This is a genomic window from Helicobacter winghamensis ATCC BAA-430 (assembly GCF_028751035.1).
Taxonomy (GTDB): Bacteria; Campylobacterota; Campylobacteria; order Campylobacterales; family Helicobacteraceae; genus Helicobacter_D; species Helicobacter_D winghamensis.
In genome coordinates this window covers 1,322,680-1,340,921 of the sequence record NZ_CP063533.1, presented here as the reverse complement: position 1 = coordinate 1,340,921, position 18,242 = coordinate 1,322,680, and the positions used below count along the sequence as shown (strand labels likewise).

At 35.4% G+C, this 18,242-nt stretch carries 16 protein-coding genes; 15 read left to right on the top strand and 1 reads right to left on the bottom strand.

Annotated elements, in window-relative coordinates; translation table 11 throughout:
* The 11 genes from lpxA (at position 1) to IP358_RS06845 (ending at position 8,538) form a co-directional block, all read left to right on the top strand.
* The gene (gene lpxA, locus IP358_RS06895; RefSeq protein ID WP_006802854.1) at positions 1-807 is read left to right on the top strand and encodes an acyl-ACP--UDP-N-acetylglucosamine O-acyltransferase; all 807 of its coding nucleotides are present in this window, start codon (positions 1-3) and stop codon (positions 805-807) included.
* Positions 800-2,050 (top strand): ATP-dependent Clp protease ATP-binding subunit ClpX, encoded by a 1,251-nt coding sequence (clpX, locus tag IP358_RS06890; protein ID WP_006802853.1) that lies wholly within the window; start codon positions 800-802, stop codon positions 2,048-2,050. Before lpxA ends, clpX begins: the two co-directional genes overlap by 8 nt.
* Positions 2,051-2,071: 21 nt before the next feature.
* A complete protein-coding gene (locus tag IP358_RS06885; protein ID WP_006802852.1) occupies positions 2,072-3,106 on the top strand; it encodes a rod shape-determining protein in 1,035 nt (344 codons plus the stop codon).
* 13 nt (positions 3,107-3,119) lie between these two features.
* The gene (mreC, locus tag IP358_RS06880) at positions 3,120-3,962 is read left to right on the top strand and encodes a rod shape-determining protein MreC (RefSeq protein WP_083781390.1); all 843 of its coding nucleotides are present in this window, start codon (positions 3,120-3,122) and stop codon (positions 3,960-3,962) included.
* Between the two features lie 168 nt (positions 3,963-4,130).
* The gene (locus IP358_RS06875) at positions 4,131-4,499 is read left to right on the top strand and encodes an HMA2 domain-containing protein (RefSeq protein ID WP_101357123.1); all 369 of its coding nucleotides are present in this window, start codon (positions 4,131-4,133) and stop codon (positions 4,497-4,499) included.
* Complete coding sequence (locus tag IP358_RS06870; protein ID WP_006802849.1) at positions 4,492-5,085, top strand: ferritin-like domain-containing protein; 594 nt, start codon at positions 4,492-4,494, stop codon at positions 5,083-5,085. The genes IP358_RS06875 and IP358_RS06870 overlap by 8 nt, the downstream gene beginning before the upstream one ends.
* Before the next feature lie 3 nt (positions 5,086-5,088).
* Positions 5,089-5,397, top strand: coding sequence for a YtxH domain-containing protein (locus tag IP358_RS06865; RefSeq protein WP_006802848.1), 309 nt, complete (start codon positions 5,089-5,091; stop codon positions 5,395-5,397).
* The gene (locus IP358_RS06860; RefSeq protein ID WP_006802847.1) at positions 5,397-5,768 is read left to right on the top strand and encodes a hypothetical protein; all 372 of its coding nucleotides are present in this window, start codon (positions 5,397-5,399) and stop codon (positions 5,766-5,768) included. The genes IP358_RS06865 and IP358_RS06860 overlap by 1 nt, the downstream gene beginning before the upstream one ends.
* A complete protein-coding gene (locus IP358_RS06855) occupies positions 5,746-6,081 on the top strand; it encodes a hypothetical protein (RefSeq protein ID WP_006802846.1) in 336 nt (111 codons plus the stop codon). The genes IP358_RS06860 and IP358_RS06855 overlap by 23 nt, the downstream gene beginning before the upstream one ends.
* A gap of 8 nt (positions 6,082-6,089) precedes the next feature.
* Positions 6,090-8,204, top strand: coding sequence for a heavy metal translocating P-type ATPase (locus IP358_RS06850; protein WP_006802845.1), 2,115 nt, complete (start codon positions 6,090-6,092; stop codon positions 8,202-8,204).
* A 121-nt stretch (positions 8,205-8,325) separates the two neighbouring features.
* The gene (locus tag IP358_RS06845; protein WP_006802844.1) at positions 8,326-8,538 is read left to right on the top strand and encodes a hypothetical protein; all 213 of its coding nucleotides are present in this window, start codon (positions 8,326-8,328) and stop codon (positions 8,536-8,538) included.
* A 35-nt stretch (positions 8,539-8,573) separates the two neighbouring features.
* Here the strand turns inward: IP358_RS06845 and IP358_RS06840 are convergent, their stop codons facing one another.
* On the bottom strand, positions 8,574-10,571 hold the full coding sequence (locus IP358_RS06840; protein ID WP_370525614.1) for a methyl-accepting chemotaxis protein: 1,998 nt from the start codon (positions 10,569-10,571) through the stop codon (positions 8,574-8,576).
* Between the two features lie 196 nt (positions 10,572-10,767).
* On the opposite strand from IP358_RS06840, the gene IP358_RS06835 reads away from it, so the two are divergent.
* The 4 genes from IP358_RS06835 to IP358_RS06820 are packed head-to-tail and all read left to right on the top strand — an operon-like array spanning position 10,768 to position 18,236.
* A complete protein-coding gene (locus IP358_RS06835; RefSeq protein ID WP_040498578.1) occupies positions 10,768-12,273 on the top strand; it encodes a type I restriction-modification system subunit M in 1,506 nt (501 codons plus the stop codon).
* On the top strand, positions 12,270-13,514 hold the full coding sequence (locus IP358_RS06830; protein WP_101357082.1) for a restriction endonuclease subunit S: 1,245 nt from the start codon (positions 12,270-12,272) through the stop codon (positions 13,512-13,514). Before IP358_RS06835 ends, IP358_RS06830 begins: the two co-directional genes overlap by 4 nt.
* A gap of 16 nt (positions 13,515-13,530) precedes the next feature.
* The gene (locus tag IP358_RS06825) at positions 13,531-15,123 is read left to right on the top strand and encodes an RNA-directed DNA polymerase (protein ID WP_006802840.1); all 1,593 of its coding nucleotides are present in this window, start codon (positions 13,531-13,533) and stop codon (positions 15,121-15,123) included.
* Between the two features lie 29 nt (positions 15,124-15,152).
* A complete protein-coding gene (locus IP358_RS06820; RefSeq protein WP_006802839.1) occupies positions 15,153-18,236 on the top strand; it encodes a type I restriction endonuclease subunit R in 3,084 nt (1,027 codons plus the stop codon).
* Positions 18,237-18,242 lie beyond the last annotated feature (6 nt).

Genomic DNA, 18,242 nt, shown 5'->3' with positions numbered 1-18,242 from the left:
GTGAGTATTGCAAAATCAGCGAAAATCGCCAAAACAGCAATTATTGAAGAAGGGGCTGTGATTGGTGAAAATGTAGAAATTGGACATTATAGTGTGATTGGTAAAGATGTAAAAATTGGTGATGATTGTAAGCTTTATAATTGTGTAACAATTCTTGGTAATACAACTTTAGGAAAGGGCAATGAAGTCTTTCCAAATGCAGTGCTTGGGACTCAACCGCAGGATTTAAAATATAATGGAGAACCAAATTCTTTGATTTTTGGGGATTATAATAAAATTAGAGAATTTACAATGATAAATCCCGGCACAGAAGGTGGTGGAAGTAAAACAATTATTGGAAATAAAAATCTTTTAATGGCGTATGTGCATATTGCACACGATTGTATTATTGGAGATTCTTGTATTTTGGCAAATGGAGCAACGCTAGGTGGGCATATCGTGCTTGGCAATTATATAAATATTGGAGGATTAACGCCTATTCATCAGTTTGTAAAAGTAGGAGATTATGCAATGATTGCAGGAGCAAGCGCGCTTTCACAGGATATTCCACCTTTTTGTATGGCAGAAGGAAATCGTGCAGTAGTGCGTGGGCTAAATTTGCATAGATTACGCAAAAACTTTGAACACCATCAAGTTGATAAAATCCATAATGCTTATAAACGCCTATTTTTAGGAAATGCGCCAATTAAAGAGATTGCCAAAGAGATTTTAGGGGAAAATCCGCAAGATGAAAATGTTGTAAAAATGTGTCAGTTTATAATGGATTCCACACGCGGAATACCTTTTGTAAGGAAGAATTATGAGTGAAAGAGTTTGTGATTTTTGTAAAAGTAAGGAATCTATTAAGAATCCTTTGATTTCAGGTAATGATGCTTGTATTTGTAAAAATTGTATTATTGCATCTTATAACTTGCTTTTTGGTGTGGAATCCCAAATAGATAGGGAAGAAGAAGTAGCAAAAGAAAGTGATGATTTAAAAATCGTGTCGCCAAAAGAGTTAAAAGCAGTGCTTGATGAATATGTTATCGGACAGGAAAAGGCGAAAAAGGTTTTTAGTGTAGCAGTGTATAATCATTATAAGCGTGTTTTACAGGGAGCTGCGATAGATGATGATGATACAGAAATTACAAAATCAAATATTTTGCTAATTGGTCCAACAGGAAGTGGAAAAACGCTAATGGCGCAGACTTTAGCTAAGTTTTTAAATATCCCTATTGCAATTTGTGATGCGACAAGTTTAACAGAGGCTGGATATGTGGGCGAGGATGTGGAGAATATCTTAACAAGACTTTTGCAAGAGGCGGGTGGAGATATACAAAAGGCGCAAAAAGGAATCGTATTTATTGATGAGATTGATAAGATTTCAAGACTTTCAGAGAATCGTTCAATTACGCGTGATGTTTCAGGGGAAGGCGTGCAGCAAGCGCTTTTAAAAATTATTGAAGGCAGTGTGGTAAATGTGCCTCCAAAAGGTGGCAGAAAGCACCCAAATCAAGAGTTTATTCAAATCGACACAAAAGATATTTTATTTATCTGTGGTGGGGCATTTGATGGGCTAAAGGATATTATTGAGCGTCGCTTAGGTGGCAATACGCTGGGATTCCACAATAAAAAGGGTAAAAAGAAGGAATTAGAATATGTGTTAGAGTTTGTTGAGCCTGATGATTTAGTAAGTTATGGGCTTATTCCTGAGCTTATTGGGCGTTTGCATATGTTTGCAACCTTGGAGGAAATCACAAAAGAAGCAATGATAGAAATCTTGCAAAAACCTAAAAACGCCCTAACAAAGCAGTATAAAAAACTCTTTTCTTTAGATGGCGCGCAGCTCACTTTTAAAGACGAAGCATTGCAAGAGATTGCAGGACTTGCCATCTCTAGAAAAACTGGGGCTAGAGGATTGCGTGCGATTATGGAAGAGATTATGTTAGATGTGATGTATGAATTGCCAGAGCTTAGTGGTTATGAAGTAGTTATTACAAAAGAAGCTGTATTAAAAGAAGCAAAACCTATGCTAATAAAGCAAAAAAAGACAAGCAAAAAAAGTGCTTAAATCCATAAAAAGAGAGAGAATATGTTGATAGATAAAATAATTGGTTGGTTTTCACATGATATTTCCATTGATCTTGGGACGGCAAATACGATTGTTTTAGTCAAAGGGCAGGGAGTAATTATTAATGAACCTTCTGTTGTAGCGGTGCAAAATGACCGCTATGGAAAAAATAAGATTTTAGCCGTAGGACACGAAGCAAAAGAAATGGTAGGTAAAACTCCCGGAAGCATTACAGCGGTTAGACCTATGAAAGATGGAGTAATTGCAGATTTTGATATGACAGAGAAAATGATCCGCCATTTTATTGAAAAGGCACACAGAAGAAAGGCTTTAATGCGCCCTAGAATTATTGTGTGCGTGCCTTATGGGCTAACAGGGGTTGAACGCAAGGCTGTTAGAGAATCAGCTATTAGTGCTGGGGCTAGAGAAGTTTTTTTGATTGAAGAGCCTATGGCAGCAGCAATTGGAGCAGGACTTCCAGTAAAAGAGCCTAAGGGGAGCTTAGTAGTGGATATTGGAGGTGGAACAACAGAGATTGGTGTGATCTCTCTTGGTGGGCTTGTGATCTCAAAGTCTTTACGCACAGCTGGAGATAAGCTAGATATGGCAGTTGTGGATTATGTGCGCAGAAAATATAGTCTTTTGATTGGGGAGAGAACTGGAGAAGAGATTAAGATTCAAATTGGTTCAGCAATTAGTCTTGAAGAGCCATTGATAATGCAAGTTAAAGGGCGTGATCAAGTGAGTGGGCTTTTAAATTCTATTGAACTTACAAGTGAAGATATGAGAGAGGCAATGAAAGAAACGCTTAAAGAAATTTCAAATGCGCTAAAAGATGTGTTAGAGCAAATGCCACCAGATTTAGCAGGGGATATTGTGGAAAATGGGATTGCATTAACAGGTGGTGGTGCATTAATTCGTGGGCTTGATAAATATCTTTCAGATATTGTTAAGTTGCCTGTGTATGTAGGCGATGAACCGCTTTTATGTGTGGCAAAAGGAACAGGTAAAGCATTAGAAGAAATTGATGTTTTACAGCAGCTAACATACGAGTGATTAAGGGCTTGTTTTGAAAAAACTTTTTCTTTGGGTGCTATTCTTGGTGGTTGCATTTTTTATCGCAATGCAGGTATCCAAAGAACTTCACTCAAAGGTTTTGTATTTAAGTGATTCTATAAAAATTGGAATCCTAAATTTAAATAATAATGTTGCTGATATTATCACGCGTCATTTTAATCAAGTGCAGCAAATCAAAGAATTGACAAACGCACTTGCAGATAAGGAAAAGCTACAATATTCTTACGATGCTTTAAAGATTGAACACAATGCACTTTTGCAAGCCTTGGAAGTGAAACCAAGCGTTATGCAAATTGCATTTACTAGAATGATTTCTTATGTAGAGATAAATAATTACACAAAAGTTTGGCTTGAAAAAAATAAAACATTAAAACAAAGAGAAAAAACAATTTTTGGGCTAATTAGTGAAAATCAAGTTGCTGGAATTGCTATAATGCAAAGTGGTCGCTTGCTGGGTTATTTAAATGGAGATGAGAAGTGTAGTTATAGCGTGATGGTAGGGGATAAAAATATTCCCGGTGTTGCAAAATATGATTTAAATAAAGGCTTTGTAGTGGATTATATTCCTTTATATCCTAAGGTTGCAATTGGGGAGCGTGTTTATACAAGTGGTTTTGATGAAATTTTTTATCCGGGCGTGTTTGTTGGTGTTGTAGAGTCAGTGGAAGAACAGCAAGGTTATCAAATTGCTAGAGTTAAGCCATCAATCCAAAAAGTAGCAGGATTTTATTGGTTGGTAGATATTGATAGTCAAAAAGCAGAACTTATTTTAGAGGAAAATATGGAATCTAAAACACAAGAAGCTAAAATTTTTAATTTTAATTCCCAAGATTAACTTATTTTTGATTCTTATTTTTTTTATTTTTTAAAATTTTTTTGCTTTAAAAAATACCATAAATATGATACTCCTTTTTATTAATTAAATCTCATTATTTTTTATTAAGAAAATTTTTATAACCTTTATTCTAAAATCCTTACCAAATTAATTTTTAAGCGAATGATTATGCAAGATGACAAAGTGGCATTGCTTCAGACTTTGCGAAATTTAGAAATAAAGCCTAGTGATTTGTTGGTTTTAAAGGATTATTTTTCTATTGTGCATCATACAAAAGGTAGAATCCGCTTAAGAGCGAGCCTAAAGTTAAAAGCTGCTACGCAAGAAAAGGGGATAAACCCAAAGGCGCTTTTAGAAGTGTTAGAAAAGATTCCATTAATTAAATCACTCAAGTTTAATATACTAATTGGTTCTTTAACTATCCATTACGATTCTAACCTATTAAGCCCTACACTTTGGGAGGATTGTATTAAAGGAGAGTCGCTAGAGCAAATTGCAGAAATTATTAATCAAAGTGTAAGGAGGTTGTATGAGTGAAGAGAATTTATTGCAAGCATTAGATGATGAATATAAGGCATATAGTTTTTATACACTAGCAATTCCATTTGGAGAGATTTTTACAAATCTGCAAAATGCAGAGAATGCACATATTAATGCATTAACTTTTCAGCTTCAAAAGTTAAATTCACCTATCCCTAATAATCCTTATTTAAACACAATCGCACTCCCAAGTAATGCAATAGAAGCTTTGCAAATCGCGCTAGAACAAGAAAATGCAAATATTGCGCTTTATAATGATTTAATTGCAAAGGAGCAAAACCTAGAGATTTTAGATGTATTTTATCGTTTGCAAGCTGCAAGTTTTAATCATCACATTCCAGCACTTCAACAAGCACTTGCTAGCTCTAAAAATACAGGAAATCTAATGGATATGCTAAATAATGGCAGGGAACTTTTAGATGAAACAGGTGAAATGATTGAGAAGCTAAAGGAAGGCACGCTTAATCAAGAGCAGCTAGAAAACTTCTTGAGCAGACTTAATTATTCGTTGGTTGGCGGTGTGATTGTAGGCGCATTTGGCGTGATTATTTGCAATGAACTTTTAAATCAAAACAAGGAGTAAATTATGGCATTACCATTTATTGCAGGATTGGCAGTTGGTGCAGGAGTTGCACTTTTATTTACAAAAAGAGAGCAGATTAAAGAAAAGTTAAGCAGTAGCGATTTTTCTCAAAATATTCAAAAAGGCTTAAGTGAAAGTATTAACAAGGGAAAAGAAATCTCTAATAATGCGCTAAATTACGCGAAAGATAGTTTTAAAAATGCACTAAATACGGAATCTAAAATACAAGAATCTCATCAAGATTTACAAAACATGGAATCCAAAAGCCCAAAACAACGCGCAACGCGTAAAACTACAAAAAAGGAGAATTAATGGTAGCAAACACAGGCACTCCGCGCTCTATTACGGGACATGCAATTAGTGGGGGGCTTATTGCATTTATGCTAAGTGGGGCGTATGCGTATGCAAAATATAAGCGCAAGGAAATTAGCAGGCAAGAAGCAATTACAGATACGCTTAAGGCAAGTGTAGAAGGTGGAATCATTACGGCTTGCGGCATTGCAGCAGCAAATGCATTAGGAAGCAATACAAAAACAACTACGCAGGGAATCATTGAAGCTTCTGCATTTGTTGCTGTTGGAGCAGCGAGCGTGTATGGAATCCAAACGCTAGCAAGCAAGGGCTGCTGCGCTAATACAAAATTTTTAACAAAGGACCAATATGGCACAACCAAATCCAAATAATCCCTATATTGACCAAGCAGATTCTGGAGTGAAGAATTCTCAAAATTCAATTTTACAAGCACAGGGCAATACGCAAAATAGCGCGCAAAATTTTTTAGGAAATTTTTTGGATTCTAACAATTCCAAACAAGATTTTCTAAAAGGGGCATTAATTGGCGCGGCAGCAACTTTTATTTTAACAAATGAAAATGCGCAAAGAGCAATTTTTAAAGGCTTTGCAAAGATTAGCAGCTTATTTGAAAGCGGGATTGAAGAGCTAAAAGAACGCTATGAAGATGCAAAAGCTGAAATCCATGATAGTGATAAAATTTAAGGCTAAAAATGCGATTGATTTTGCTTCACGCAACGCCTAAAAGAGCGCGTTTTAAATACATTTGCAAAAGGGGTTTTAGGGTTAATCCCATACAACTTCGTGTGGCTTTAGAAGAAATACCAAATGTGAGTGAAGTGCGTGTCAATGCGATTTTAAACAATATTATTTTGCAGTATTGTGGGGATTTAGAAAGCTTAAAATGCGCACTTTTTGAAGTGTTAAATAGTATTGCTGTGGAATCGGATTTAATTAGGAATGATGAGAGTTATTTAGCCTTAAGAGATGAGATTCCAAGCTCATCAGAAGTAACGCGTGCTGGGAGTGCGTTGTTGCTCTCGCCTTTATTAAATAATGCCACGGCTCAACTCGGATTCTCTCTTATTGCGTCTTCTCCTTTGCTTTTTAGTGGATTAAAAGAAACTTTTGAGCATGGAATCAACTCCCGTTCTTTAGAAGCGATGGCAGTTGCAATTTCTCTCTATTTAAAAGATTTTAAAACAGCAAATTCCACAAATTTTATGCTAGCACTTGGCGAATATATTGAAGAAATAACAATGTATAAAAGCGATGATTTGATTAAAGAGTTAGCCAAGCAGAAGAGTGGTTTAGCTTGGGTTGAGCGTGTAGAGAATGGAAAGAGTGTTTTAAAACAAATTCCAAGTGAAGAGTTAAAAGTTAGCGATATTGTGGTAATTGGCGCGGGTGATACGATTTTAGTTGATGGGCATATTATTGATGGGGAAGCACTTGTGAATCAAATTTCAATGACAGGCGAAGCAACTCCCGTGCAAAAGGGGCATAGTGATAGGGTGCTATCTGGCACAATCGTGCAAGAAGGGAAAATTAAAGTATGGGCAGAATCTGTGGGCGCGCAAACAGCAATGGCTAGGATTAAAAACTATATTGAAGAAACTTTAGTGCAAAAATCTGCACAAGAACTTAATGCTTCTAAAATGGCAGATTCCTTAGTGCCGATTACTTTAGGACTTGCGACACTCTCTTATATTTTAACGCGGGATTTAATGCGTAGTGCTAGCGTGTTGCAAGCAGATTATTCTTGCGCATTAAAGCTTACTACGCCTGTAACCTTTAAATCTGCAATTTCAAGTGCTGGAAAAGAAGGAATCATCATTAAAGGGGCAAAAAGTTTGGAATCCTTGCAACTTAGTGAAGTGTTTATTTTTGATAAAACAGGCACGCTAACACAAGGGGATTTAGAAGTGCTTGATGTGTATTCCTTTCACAAAACTTGGAATAAAGATGCGGTATTAAATCTTGCCGCTAGTATTGAAGAGCATTATTTTCACCCAGTGGCACAAGCCGTTGTAAAGGCGGCAAAGGATAAGGACTTTAAGCATTTTCATCACGATGAGGTAACTTTTATCGTGGCACATGGCGTGAAAAGTGAGATTAATGGCAAAAGCGTTGTGATAGGTTCTAGGCATTTTTTAGAAGATGATGAAGGGATTAGCTTTAAGGCGCAAAATAAAGAAATTGAAATGATTTTAGAAAGCGGTGAAATGCCCTTGTTTATCGGCTATGACAAAGAGCTTTTGGGAATGATTTTGCTTAAAGATTCTTTAAGAGAGAACGCAAAGATAGCATTGGAGCGATTGCGTAAAAGCGGGATTAAAGAGATTATTATGCTAACAGGCGATACGAAGAAAAAGGCAGAAAAAATCGCTAAAGAGCTTGGAATTAATCGCTATTATGCAGAGTTATTACCTACACAAAAGGCGGAGATTTTAGAACAAATTATGCAAGAAGGCAAAAAGGTTGCTTTTGTCGGAGATGGAATCAATGACGCTCCAGCTTTAATCCGTGCTGATATTGGGATTGGTATGCACAAGGGGGCTGATATTGCAAAGGCAAGTGCTGATGTGGTGCTATTGCGTGATGATATTGAAGCAGTAGCGGAAGCTAGGGAACTTGCAATTGCCTGTCTTAGAAAAGTGCAAAGGGGATTTAAGATTACAGTGGGTGTTAATTCTGTGATTTTAATCTTAGCAACTCTTGGAAAACTAAGTCCTATTCAAACGGCATTTATGCACAATGGAACCACTATTGGCTTGCTTTTAAATGCGTTACAAAGAATTCGTGTAAGAAAGAAGCAAATAGTTTAATGCCATTTTTCTTGATCTTAGCAGCTGCTGGAAGTGGATTTTTAACAGCACAAATGACAAAACAAGCGTTTTTAAAGTATAAAAAATATTCCAAAAAGAAGCAAAGAAAATAGGAGAAAATATGCAAAAAGAATTAGAAATTAAAGACAATAAAATCTCTATTGAAACAAAGCGCGAGATTGCAAAGATAGGTATGAGCACTAGTTTGTTACTAACAGCTGGAAGTGCATTATTTTTGAAAAACAAAACTGCAAAAACAATCCATATAACAGCAGGTGTAGCGTTAGTTGGATTTTCTATTTGGCATGCTTCTTTGTATCCTAAAAAGTCTTGATAAGAAATGGGAGTTATAAAAACTCCCTTACTCCCCTAAAACCTCTTCTTATTCACATCTCCTAAAATATCATCTGCAATCTTATTAACATTTGTTGAAATATCACTAGTGTGATTTGCAACACTTACATTATCTTGTGTAACAGATTCTAATTGAGCAATAGCTTCATTGATTTGACTGACACCTTGAGTTTGCTCTTTAATAGATTCACTCATATCATTAACACCTTGCACTAGCACATTAACATTAGCTTCAATTTCATTAAGTGATTTTCCTGTTCTCTCTGCTAGTTTTCTTACTTCATCTGCTACAACTGCAAAGCCTCTTCCGTGCTCACCTGCTCTTGCTGCTTCAATAGCAGCATTAAGAGCAAGCAAGTTTGTTTGATCTGCAATATCTTTAATGACTCCTACAATGTTTTTAATATCTTCTGCTTGTCTTGCTACTTCTGTAGTTTTATCATTAACATTTTGCATTGATGAGCTAATCTCTTCAATAGCTGCTGCTGATTGTTGAAGTGAGCTTGCTTGAGATGAGCTACCATCTAAGAGTTTATTCATAGATTCTTGTAAAACATCTGTTTGTTCTACTAATTCTTTTGCATAGCTTTCAGAAGAAGCTAGCATTTTTCTAATCTCTTCACCTAAAATATTTGTAGTAACCTCTACACTTCCTTTAGCATTTTGCACTTCTGTTGTGAAATCTAAGGATTTATAAGATTCAAAGACTCTATGGATTTCATTCATATTAGAGCCTACTTTTTCTTGTAGAACATCTAGCATATTATTGAGCACATTTTTTAATTCTATTAATTGTGGATTATGAGGATTTTCTATAATCCTAGCTGTTAAATCTCCACTTTCTACTGCTTTTGCTGTTTGTGCAGATTGTGCAATGGCTAGGGAGTCTTGTTTGAGCCCTGCTTCAATATTTTGGATATTTGTGTTGATTTCTTTTGCCATTGCGCCAAATTCGTCTTTGGAGTGGATCATAATTGCTTTAGGTGCTTCATTTATATCATTGTTTAGATATGCAAAAAAGCGTGCTAGACCTTGTTGGATTGTTGTGATAGGTTTTAGAAAATAACGAATCGCAAAATAGAGCAATGCGATTCCAACTAGCATTAAAACAATTGTTTGAATCAATGTTTCTAAAGTTGCTTTATTGACTGCTCTTGAATAGTCTGCCAAACTTGCAGAAACTACGATTGTCCAACCAAAATCAAATGTCCTGTAGTATGCAAATGTTTTAATGCCTTCTGCATTGTTGTAAGTAGCGGTTCCATTAGGCTTTGTTTTAATGAGTTCGCGCAAGTGCTTTTCTACTGGAAGTTCTTTACCATCTAAAATTAAATTTGGATTTTTATGGGATATAATTTCTCCGTAATTATCTATTAAGAAAACAGAGAGTGATGGAAAAGATTCTGTATCAAAGTTTTTAAATCTATCTTGGAAGCCATCAATGATAATATCTACACCCACAACCCCAGCAAATACCCCATTTTTCTTAAAAGGCAATACAGCAGTTGCAACTTTTTTTCCCTTAACGCTACCAACTGTTCCTATATAAACATTGGTTACATGGAATTTTTGAGTTTGTTTTGCTGCTTGATACCAAGGGCGTGTGCGCATATCTACTTCTGTGGAATCTAAAACATCATTAAAGTTTGCTGAAGCTTTCTCGTGATAAGCTTCTTCTATGTAGCTTCCATCGCTTTCATAGACAACAAAAGCATCAGGATATTTTACCGCTTCAGCGATATGTGAAAGTATTTCGCGTTGAGAGATGATATCGTTTTTTGATAATTGAGAGATGCTATCAGCGATAACCTCTAAATGCTGTTTTGCTTCAATATTCATTGTAATATTGATTGTGGTATGGCTTGCTTTTAGTATAGAATCTTGTAGGGTGTGATACATATTCTCCATATTTGTTAAAGTTGAGCGGTAGCTAAAGAACAATACCACGGACATAATAACTGCAAAAATGGCAATTGCCAAAATAGATAGTTTAGACACAAGCGATTTAAACACCTCTGTTCTCCTTGTTTATGATTAAGATTTTTATTTGATTCTTTGATACTCTAGTATAAACTTGCTTTCTATCAAATTAAAAAAATTATTTTTATTATAAATTAGTAGAATTTATTAATAAAATATTAAAAATGTGTAGAATCGTATTTTTGTTGTTCTTTGTTATAATGCTAGAAAAATGAAAAGTAGGAACATAATGGCAAAGGTAAAACAAACACAAAAGCTAGAAGCCGCCCTTTTTAGTGCCGCTGATAAACTTCGTAAAAACATAGACGCCGCAGAGTATAAACACATCGTGCTTGGACTTGTGTTTTTAAAATACATTAGCGATAGCTTTGAATCTTTACATAAAGAGCTACTTTCACAGAATGAAGATGCAGAAGACAAAGATGAATATATCGCAAAAAATATCTTTTTTGTGCCACAGGATTCTAGATGGAGTTCTCTTTTAAGCAAGGCAAAAAGCCCACAGATTGGCAAAGATTTAGACTATGCCCTAGACTTGATAGAAAAGGACAATCCGCAGTTAAAAGGCGTGCTGCCTAAAGTCTATGCTAAAGATAACCTAGATAGTGCGACTTTGGGCGATTTGATAAACTTAATAGATTCTATCTCACTAAATCAAGAGAATACAAGCGATATTTTAGGGCATATTTTTGAATACTTTTTAGGTGAGTTTGCTTTGAGTGAGGGCAAAAAAGGCGGGCAATTCTACACGCCAAAAAGCGTTGTGGAATTGCTAGTAGCTATGCTAGAGCCTTATAATGGCAGAGTGTTTGACCCTTGCTGTGGAAGTGGGGGAATGTTTGTCCAAAGTGAGCGATTTGTGCGAGAGCATCAGGGTAAAATCAGCGATATTTCAATCTATGGGCAAGAGAGTAATCAAACCACTTGGCGACTAGCAAAGATGAATCTTGCCTTGCGAAAAATAGATTCTAGCTCATTAAAGTGGAATAGCGAGGGAAGCTTTCTCAATGACGCACACAAGGATTTAAAGGCAGATTTCATCATCGCAAACCCACCTTTTAACGCCACAGATTGGGGCAGTGAAGCACTAGAAAATGATGTGCGTTGGCAATATGGCACACCCCCTAGCACAAATGCCAATTATGCGTGGATAAGCCACTTTATCCACCATTTAGCTCCAAAAGGTCGGGCGGGATTTGTCCTTGCGAAAGGCTCTCTTACAAGCAACACAAGCACAGAGGGGCAAATCCGCAAAAACTTAATAGAATCTAACTTAATAGAATGTATTGTCAATCTCCCTGCAAAACTCTTTTTAAACACGCAGATTCCAGCGTGTCTGTGGTTTATCAAACGCAATAAATCCCATAACAACACGCTTTTTATTGACGCGCGAAGTCTAGGTGAGCTCATCAATCGTAAAAATAGGATTCTAACTCAAAGTGATATTGCTAAAATCACAGAGACTTACCACAAATGGCAAAAGGCACAAGAGCAAAAAGATGGGGAATATAGCGATATTCTAGGCTTTTGTAAAAGTGTAAGCAAAGAAGAGATAGCAAATCTAGGCTATGTCCTTACACCCGGTCGCTATGTGGGCTTGGCAGAAGATGATGAAGACTTTGATTTTGAAAGAGAATTTACACGCTTAAAAGCCGAGCTAGAATCTCAAATCAAAGAAGAGAGAATCTTAAGTGAAAAGATTCTAAATAATTTAGAGATTATAGGTGGGAAATGATTGTGAATCTAAAAGAACAGCATTGTGAGAATTTTCTACAATCTCTCCATAAAGAGCAATGGCAGGAAGTAAGGCTTGGGGAAGTTGCGGAGATAGTTAATGGCTACGCATTTAAATCAAAGGAATTTTTAAATATCCAACAAAGAGATTCTCTCCCTATCATAAAAATTAAAAATGTTGCTAATGGTGATGTTAATTTAAATGATGTTGTGTTTTATCCTTATAGTAAGCAGCTAGAAAAATTTTTAATAAAATATGGGGATATTTTGGTTAGTTTGACAGGGAATCACCCACAGGCTCAAAGTCAAGTTGTAGGACAAATTTCTAAATACAAATACAAACAATTTGCATTGCTTAATCAACGAGTTGCGAAAATAGTTACAAAAGATGCAGAACAAGATTTTTTATATTATTTGCTTAAGACAAACAAGATTCATAATATTTTAGCTAGTCATTCTTCGGGGAGTGCTAATCAAGCAAACATTTCAAGTAAGGATATAGAAAACCTCACAATCCCACTCCCACCACTTACAATACAACAAAAAATAGCAGAGATTCTAAGTAGCTTTGATGATAAGATAGATTTACTCCATAGACAAAACAAAACTTTAGAATCTCTAGCCCTTACCCTTTTTCGCCATTACTTTATAGACAATCCAAACCGAAATGAATGGGAAGAAAAACCTTTAAGTGAAATTGCAGAAATAGGTATCGGTAGAACACCACCTAGAAAAGAAAGACACTGGTTTTCAACAGATTCTAGAGATATCAAATGGATTTCTATAAAAGATATGGAAGAAAAAATTTTTATAGTTAATACTTCAGAATTTTTAACAATGGAAGCTATTAGGAAATTTAGAATTCCCCTTATACCACCCAATACAATCCTTTTAAGTTTTAAAATGACTTTAGGTAGAGTAAGCATAACAACTGAAAATATGTTATCTAATGAAGCTATCGCACATTTTAATCTTTATAGTGAATATAGATTATTTACAGAGTATCTATATTGTTTTTTAAAAACTTTTAAGTATGAAACTTTGGGTAGCACATCATCAATAGTTACAGCAATCAATTCTACGCTTATAAAAAGTATAAATATAAGAATTCCCGACAGAAAAATTATCGTAGAATTTTCTATGATTGCTAAAGGATTTTTTGATAAAATCTACAATAACACAAAGCAGATTCAGAATCTCCAAGCAATGCGGGATATGATGTTGGGAAAAATATTCAATTAAAAAATGGAGATGTAAAATGGCTAAAAATATTTTGGATCTTGAATATAATGAAGCTAGAGATTTTTTCCTACAAGAAAAAAGCTATTGTAGTTTTAGTTTGCCACCTTATATTAAATTTGGTGGTTTGTTTAACGCTATAAATAACGAATTTGAAATAAATAATTATACACTTGAGGATATCTTAAAAGGAGAGCCTAGAAAATATGATTCTGTAAATTATAAATTATTTACCAATAAAAATGGCAAATATGATTGGCGTCCATTTGAGTTGATACACCCTGTTTTATATGCTTGTCTTGTTCGAGAAATGACCACAAAGGATAATTGGGAGTTTATCAAAACTAGATTTCAAGAGTGTGCCAAAGATAGCTTTATAGAATGCTGTAGTATCCCTGTGGTATCAGAAACAAAACATTCAAATCAAGCAGAGCAAATCTCACAATGGTGGAATTTGGTCGAGCAAAACTCCATAAAATATAGCATAGAGTTTGATTATTTGCTCCATACAGATATAGCTAATTTCTACCCATCTATTTATACACATTCCATTGCTTGGGCTCTACACACTAAGGATATGGCAAAAAAAGGACGCAATGATAGGTTGTTGTTGGGAAATAAAATTGATAGGACAATTATGAATATGTCTTACGGGCAGACAAATGGAATCCCACAAGGCTCTGTTTTAATGGACTTTATAGCAGAGATTATTTTGGCTTATGTTGATGAACTTCTAGTGAAAGAGATAGGTTGTTCTAATGATTTTAAGATTATACGATACAGAGATGATTATAGGATATTTACGAATAACCCAAAAGATGCAGAAACTATTTTGAAAAAATTGTCTAAAATCCTTACAGGCTTAGGCTTAAAGCTTAATGTTCATAAAACTTGCGTTTCCCAAAACATTGTTCAAGGCTCAATAAAACAAGATAAAATGGATTGGCTTTTTTTGGAAACAATTTTAAAAGGGCAAGGAACGCTGCAAAAACAGCTTTTAGTTCTACATCAATTTACCCTAAAGTATGAGAATAGTGGAGTAATTCTTAAATATTTAGAAAGGTTGCTACAAGATTTAAACCATAAAATTGCTGAAGAAAACAATGGCGACAAACAAACCGATATATACTTTTTCAAAATGAATTTAAATAAAGAAAACAAGGAAGCCTTGATTGCTATTTTAGTGGATATGGTTACGATAAATCCAAAAACATATCAATTCATAATGGTTATTTTAGGGATTTTATTTGGTCAAATAAATGATGACAATTTTATAAATAAAACAATACAAAGACTCAATAATATTCACAATAATTCATATATGCAAATTTGGCTACAACGAGCTATTATAAAACAAGAAATAAATGATATTTACAAAGAATTTGATGATCTTATTTGCAAGAATGTCTATAATATTTCCAAAGGGATTGATATCGGCAAATTATTGTGGAACAACGATTGGTTGAAATGCCAAAATTTAATAGACATTTTTACAAAATATCCAATCATAAAAAAAGAAGATATAGACAATCTATCTCTTTACACACAAAGTAATGAAATCAATCTATTTGATTATGAAATTAAGGATATGATACAGATTGATGAACAATGATTGATTTTAGATAATAAAAGGACCAAACAATGTCAAAATTTAACGAAGAGAGCATAGAAGAGCTATTATTAGAGACTTTGGGGAGTTTTGGCTATGAATGCAAAAATGCAAAAGAAGTCGCAAGAAAAAAAGATGAATGGATTTTAAAAGAGATATTTTTAGATTCTATTATGCGTATAAACTTTGAATCTAAAAGCAATTATGACTTTCTAAGCTTGGAGCAAAAAGAGCATTTAGCCCTTGAGGCGTATAAAAAGATTTTAGCCTTGAGTGATGAAGAAGACTTAATGAGTGCTAATGCGAAAATGCACGCATACTTGACTTATGGCATTACACTAGAAGCAATGGTAAATAGTGAGCAAAGGGGGATTAACCTAGAGCTATTAGACTTTGAGAATGTAGAAAATAACGCCTTTTTAGCACTCAATCAGTTTGTATTTAGCACAAAAGATTCTGTGCGATGTGATGTTGTTGTATTTGTCAATGGGCTGCCTTTGGTGCTATGTGAGCTAAAACACCCCCTTGATATAAACGCAGATTTACACAAAGCATATTTACAGATAGAAACCTATAAAGAAAAGGCAAAAGAGCTGTTTATCCCAAATGCGTTGTGTATCATAAGCGATGGGGTAGATTCTAAACTTGGCAGTTTGAATGCGGACTTTACACGCTTTCTAAAATGGCAGAGACAAGGGGATATGCTAAGTGAAAATACGCGTGTTGTGGATATTTGCGAAGTATTAAAGCCTTGTGTGTTGCTTGATTTCTTACGCTATTTTATCACTTATGAGCAAAGCTACATACAAGATACGCAAGGCTATAAAGAATCTAAACTCAATAAAAAGATCGCCGCATATCATCAATACTACGCTGTAAATAAGGCAATAGAGAGTGCCAGAAAGGCTATGCAAAGTAGTGAAACAAACAAAAAGGGCGGTGTAGTATGGCACACTCAAGGCAGTGGCAAAAGTCTATCAATGGTGTTTTTCTGTGCTAAAGCCCTAAAAGAGCTAAACAACCCTACGCTTTTACTACTCACAGATAGGACGGATTTAGATAATCAACTCTTTAATACCTTTGCAAAGTCAAGCACACTTTTACAAACAACGCCTTTGCGATGTGAAAGCACAAAGGATTTAAAAGAGAAATTCACGCAAAGAAAAGGCGGGATAATCTTTAGCACAATGCAAAAGTTTAGAGATGAAAACGAACGCTTTGAGCTTTTAAGCCAAAGGGGAGATATTATCGTCATTGCCGATGAAGCCCACCGCACACAATATGGCTTTAGTGCAAGACTGCGTAGTGAATCCCTTGCCTATGGTTACGCACAAAATGTCCGCGATGCCCTGCCAAATGCTACTTATATAGGCTTTAGTGGCACACCCATAGAAAAGGATAATGCAAATACGCGAAATGTGTTTGGAGACTATATAGACATTTATGATTTTCAAAAAGCCGTAGATGATGGTGCAACCCTGCCTTTATTTTATGAAAGTCGTTTAGCAAAGCTTCATCTAAGCGAAGAGGGCAAAAAGCTTATAGAATCTTTTGATACAGACAATACGCAAGGTAGTCTCTTAAAACTACAAGATATTATCGGGGCAAAAGAGCGACTAAAAAACATTGCCAAAGATATTTTAGAGCATTTCAACGCGAGAAAAGAAAAGCTTAAAGGTAAAGCAATGATAGCGTGTTCTAGCAGAGAAATTGCCGTGGATTTGTATAATGAGCTAGTAGAGCTTGAGCCAAGCTTACATAGTGATGACTACACAACAGGCAGGGCAAAGGTCATCATCACTTCAAGTGCAAGTGATGGTGCAAAGCTATCAAAGTTTCACACAAGCAAAGAAGAGCAAAGACATATCGCAAATAGGGCAAATGATATAAATGACTGCCTAGAGTTTATCATCGTTTGCGATATGTGGCTAACAGGCTTTGACGCACCGCCCTTGCATACACTCTACATTGACAAACCGATGAAAGGACACACCCTTATGCAAGCAATCGCAAGGGTAAATCGCGTGTATAAAGATAAGCCCTCTGGCTTAATTGTAGATTATATAGGCATTATGGCAGAACTCCAAAAAGCCCTGCAGTTTTACACACAGGGTAAATCCCAAAACTTCCTTGTAGATAAGCAAAAGCTAGTAGAAGTCGTCTATGAAAAGCATGAAGTGTTAAAGCAAATGTTGCACGGCTTTGAGTATATGGGGTATTTTCAAGCAGACACAAGGGGTAAGCTTGACTTACTCTCACAAATCACAGATAAGATTCTAAGTGATGAAGAGTTAAAAAAGCGATTTTTAGATGAGGTGGTAAAGCTAGTGAAAGCCTATATTATGGTGCTACCAAATGATGAGATACAGAATCTTTCAAAAGAAATTGCCTTTTTTGAGTTATTAAAAAATCGCATTAAAAAGAGTGAATACTCTAAAGCCCAAGCTGACAACGCACTCAAACAAAGCCTTATTAAGCAAGTCATTGACAAAGAGCTAGTAAGTGAGGGTATGATAGATATTTTAGATAAAAGTCAAATCAAAACAGAAAATATCTCTATCCTTTCAAATGAGTTTTTAGAGGGTATGAGACATTATAAATATCCACATATCGCACTAGAAACTTTACGCAAACTCTTAAATGATGAACTGCAAGCACGACTCCCAAAAGAGCTAAAAAGCAAAGGTTTGTATGAAAAACTTCATCAGATTCTAATGCAATATCAAAATAAACTCATAGACGCCGCAAAAGTCATTGAAGAGCTAATAGAGCTAAGCCAAGAACTCATCGCAAGTGATGAGAAAAAGCAAGATTCAGGCTTAAGTGATTATGAATACGCCTTTTATGAAGCATTGAGTGAGTTTAAGGAAGTAGAAGAGATTATGGGCGTAGAAAAACTGCGTGAGCTAAGCAAAGCGGTATTTTTTACGATAAAAGAGAATGCTACGCTTGATTGGACTTTGCGTGAGAGTGTGAGAGCAGAGCTTAGACTTGCGGTGAAAAAGGTGCTAAAGAAATACGGCTATCCGCCAAATAGCATACAACTAGGCGTAGATAATGCCATCAAACAAGCCGAGCTTATCGCACAAGAGCTAACACAAGAGAGAAAAGCTTAAATGAAG

Bases quoted from the DNA above. Each gene is read 5' to 3' on its own strand.
- IP358_RS06845 (WP_006802844.1), top strand. From the start codon at position 8,326: ATGCAAAAAGAATTAGAAATTAAAGACAATAAAATCTCTATTGAAACA.
- IP358_RS06835 (WP_040498578.1), top strand. From the start codon at position 10,768: ATGGCAAAGGTAAAACAAACACAAAAGCTAGAAGCCGCCCTTTTTAGT.
- IP358_RS06850 (WP_006802845.1), top strand. From the start codon at position 6,090: ATGCGATTGATTTTGCTTCACGCAACGCCTAAAAGAGCGCGTTTTAAA.
- IP358_RS06830 (WP_101357082.1), top strand. From the start codon at position 12,270: ATGATTGTGAATCTAAAAGAACAGCATTGTGAGAATTTTCTACAATCT.
- clpX (WP_006802853.1), top strand. From the start codon at position 800: ATGAGTGAAAGAGTTTGTGATTTTTGTAAAAGTAAGGAATCTATTAAG.
- IP358_RS06865 (WP_006802848.1), top strand. From the start codon at position 5,089: ATGGCATTACCATTTATTGCAGGATTGGCAGTTGGTGCAGGAGTTGCA.
- IP358_RS06860 (WP_006802847.1), top strand. From the start codon at position 5,397: ATGGTAGCAAACACAGGCACTCCGCGCTCTATTACGGGACATGCAATT.
- IP358_RS06875 (WP_101357123.1), top strand. From the start codon at position 4,131: ATGCAAGATGACAAAGTGGCATTGCTTCAGACTTTGCGAAATTTAGAA.
- IP358_RS06825 (WP_006802840.1), top strand. From the start codon at position 13,531: ATGGCTAAAAATATTTTGGATCTTGAATATAATGAAGCTAGAGATTTT.
- IP358_RS06885 (WP_006802852.1), top strand. From the start codon at position 2,072: ATGTTGATAGATAAAATAATTGGTTGGTTTTCACATGATATTTCCATT.
- IP358_RS06870 (WP_006802849.1), top strand. From the start codon at position 4,492: ATGAGTGAAGAGAATTTATTGCAAGCATTAGATGATGAATATAAGGCA.
- IP358_RS06855 (WP_006802846.1), top strand. From the start codon at position 5,746: ATGGCACAACCAAATCCAAATAATCCCTATATTGACCAAGCAGATTCT.
- IP358_RS06820 (WP_006802839.1), top strand. From the start codon at position 15,153: ATGTCAAAATTTAACGAAGAGAGCATAGAAGAGCTATTATTAGAGACT.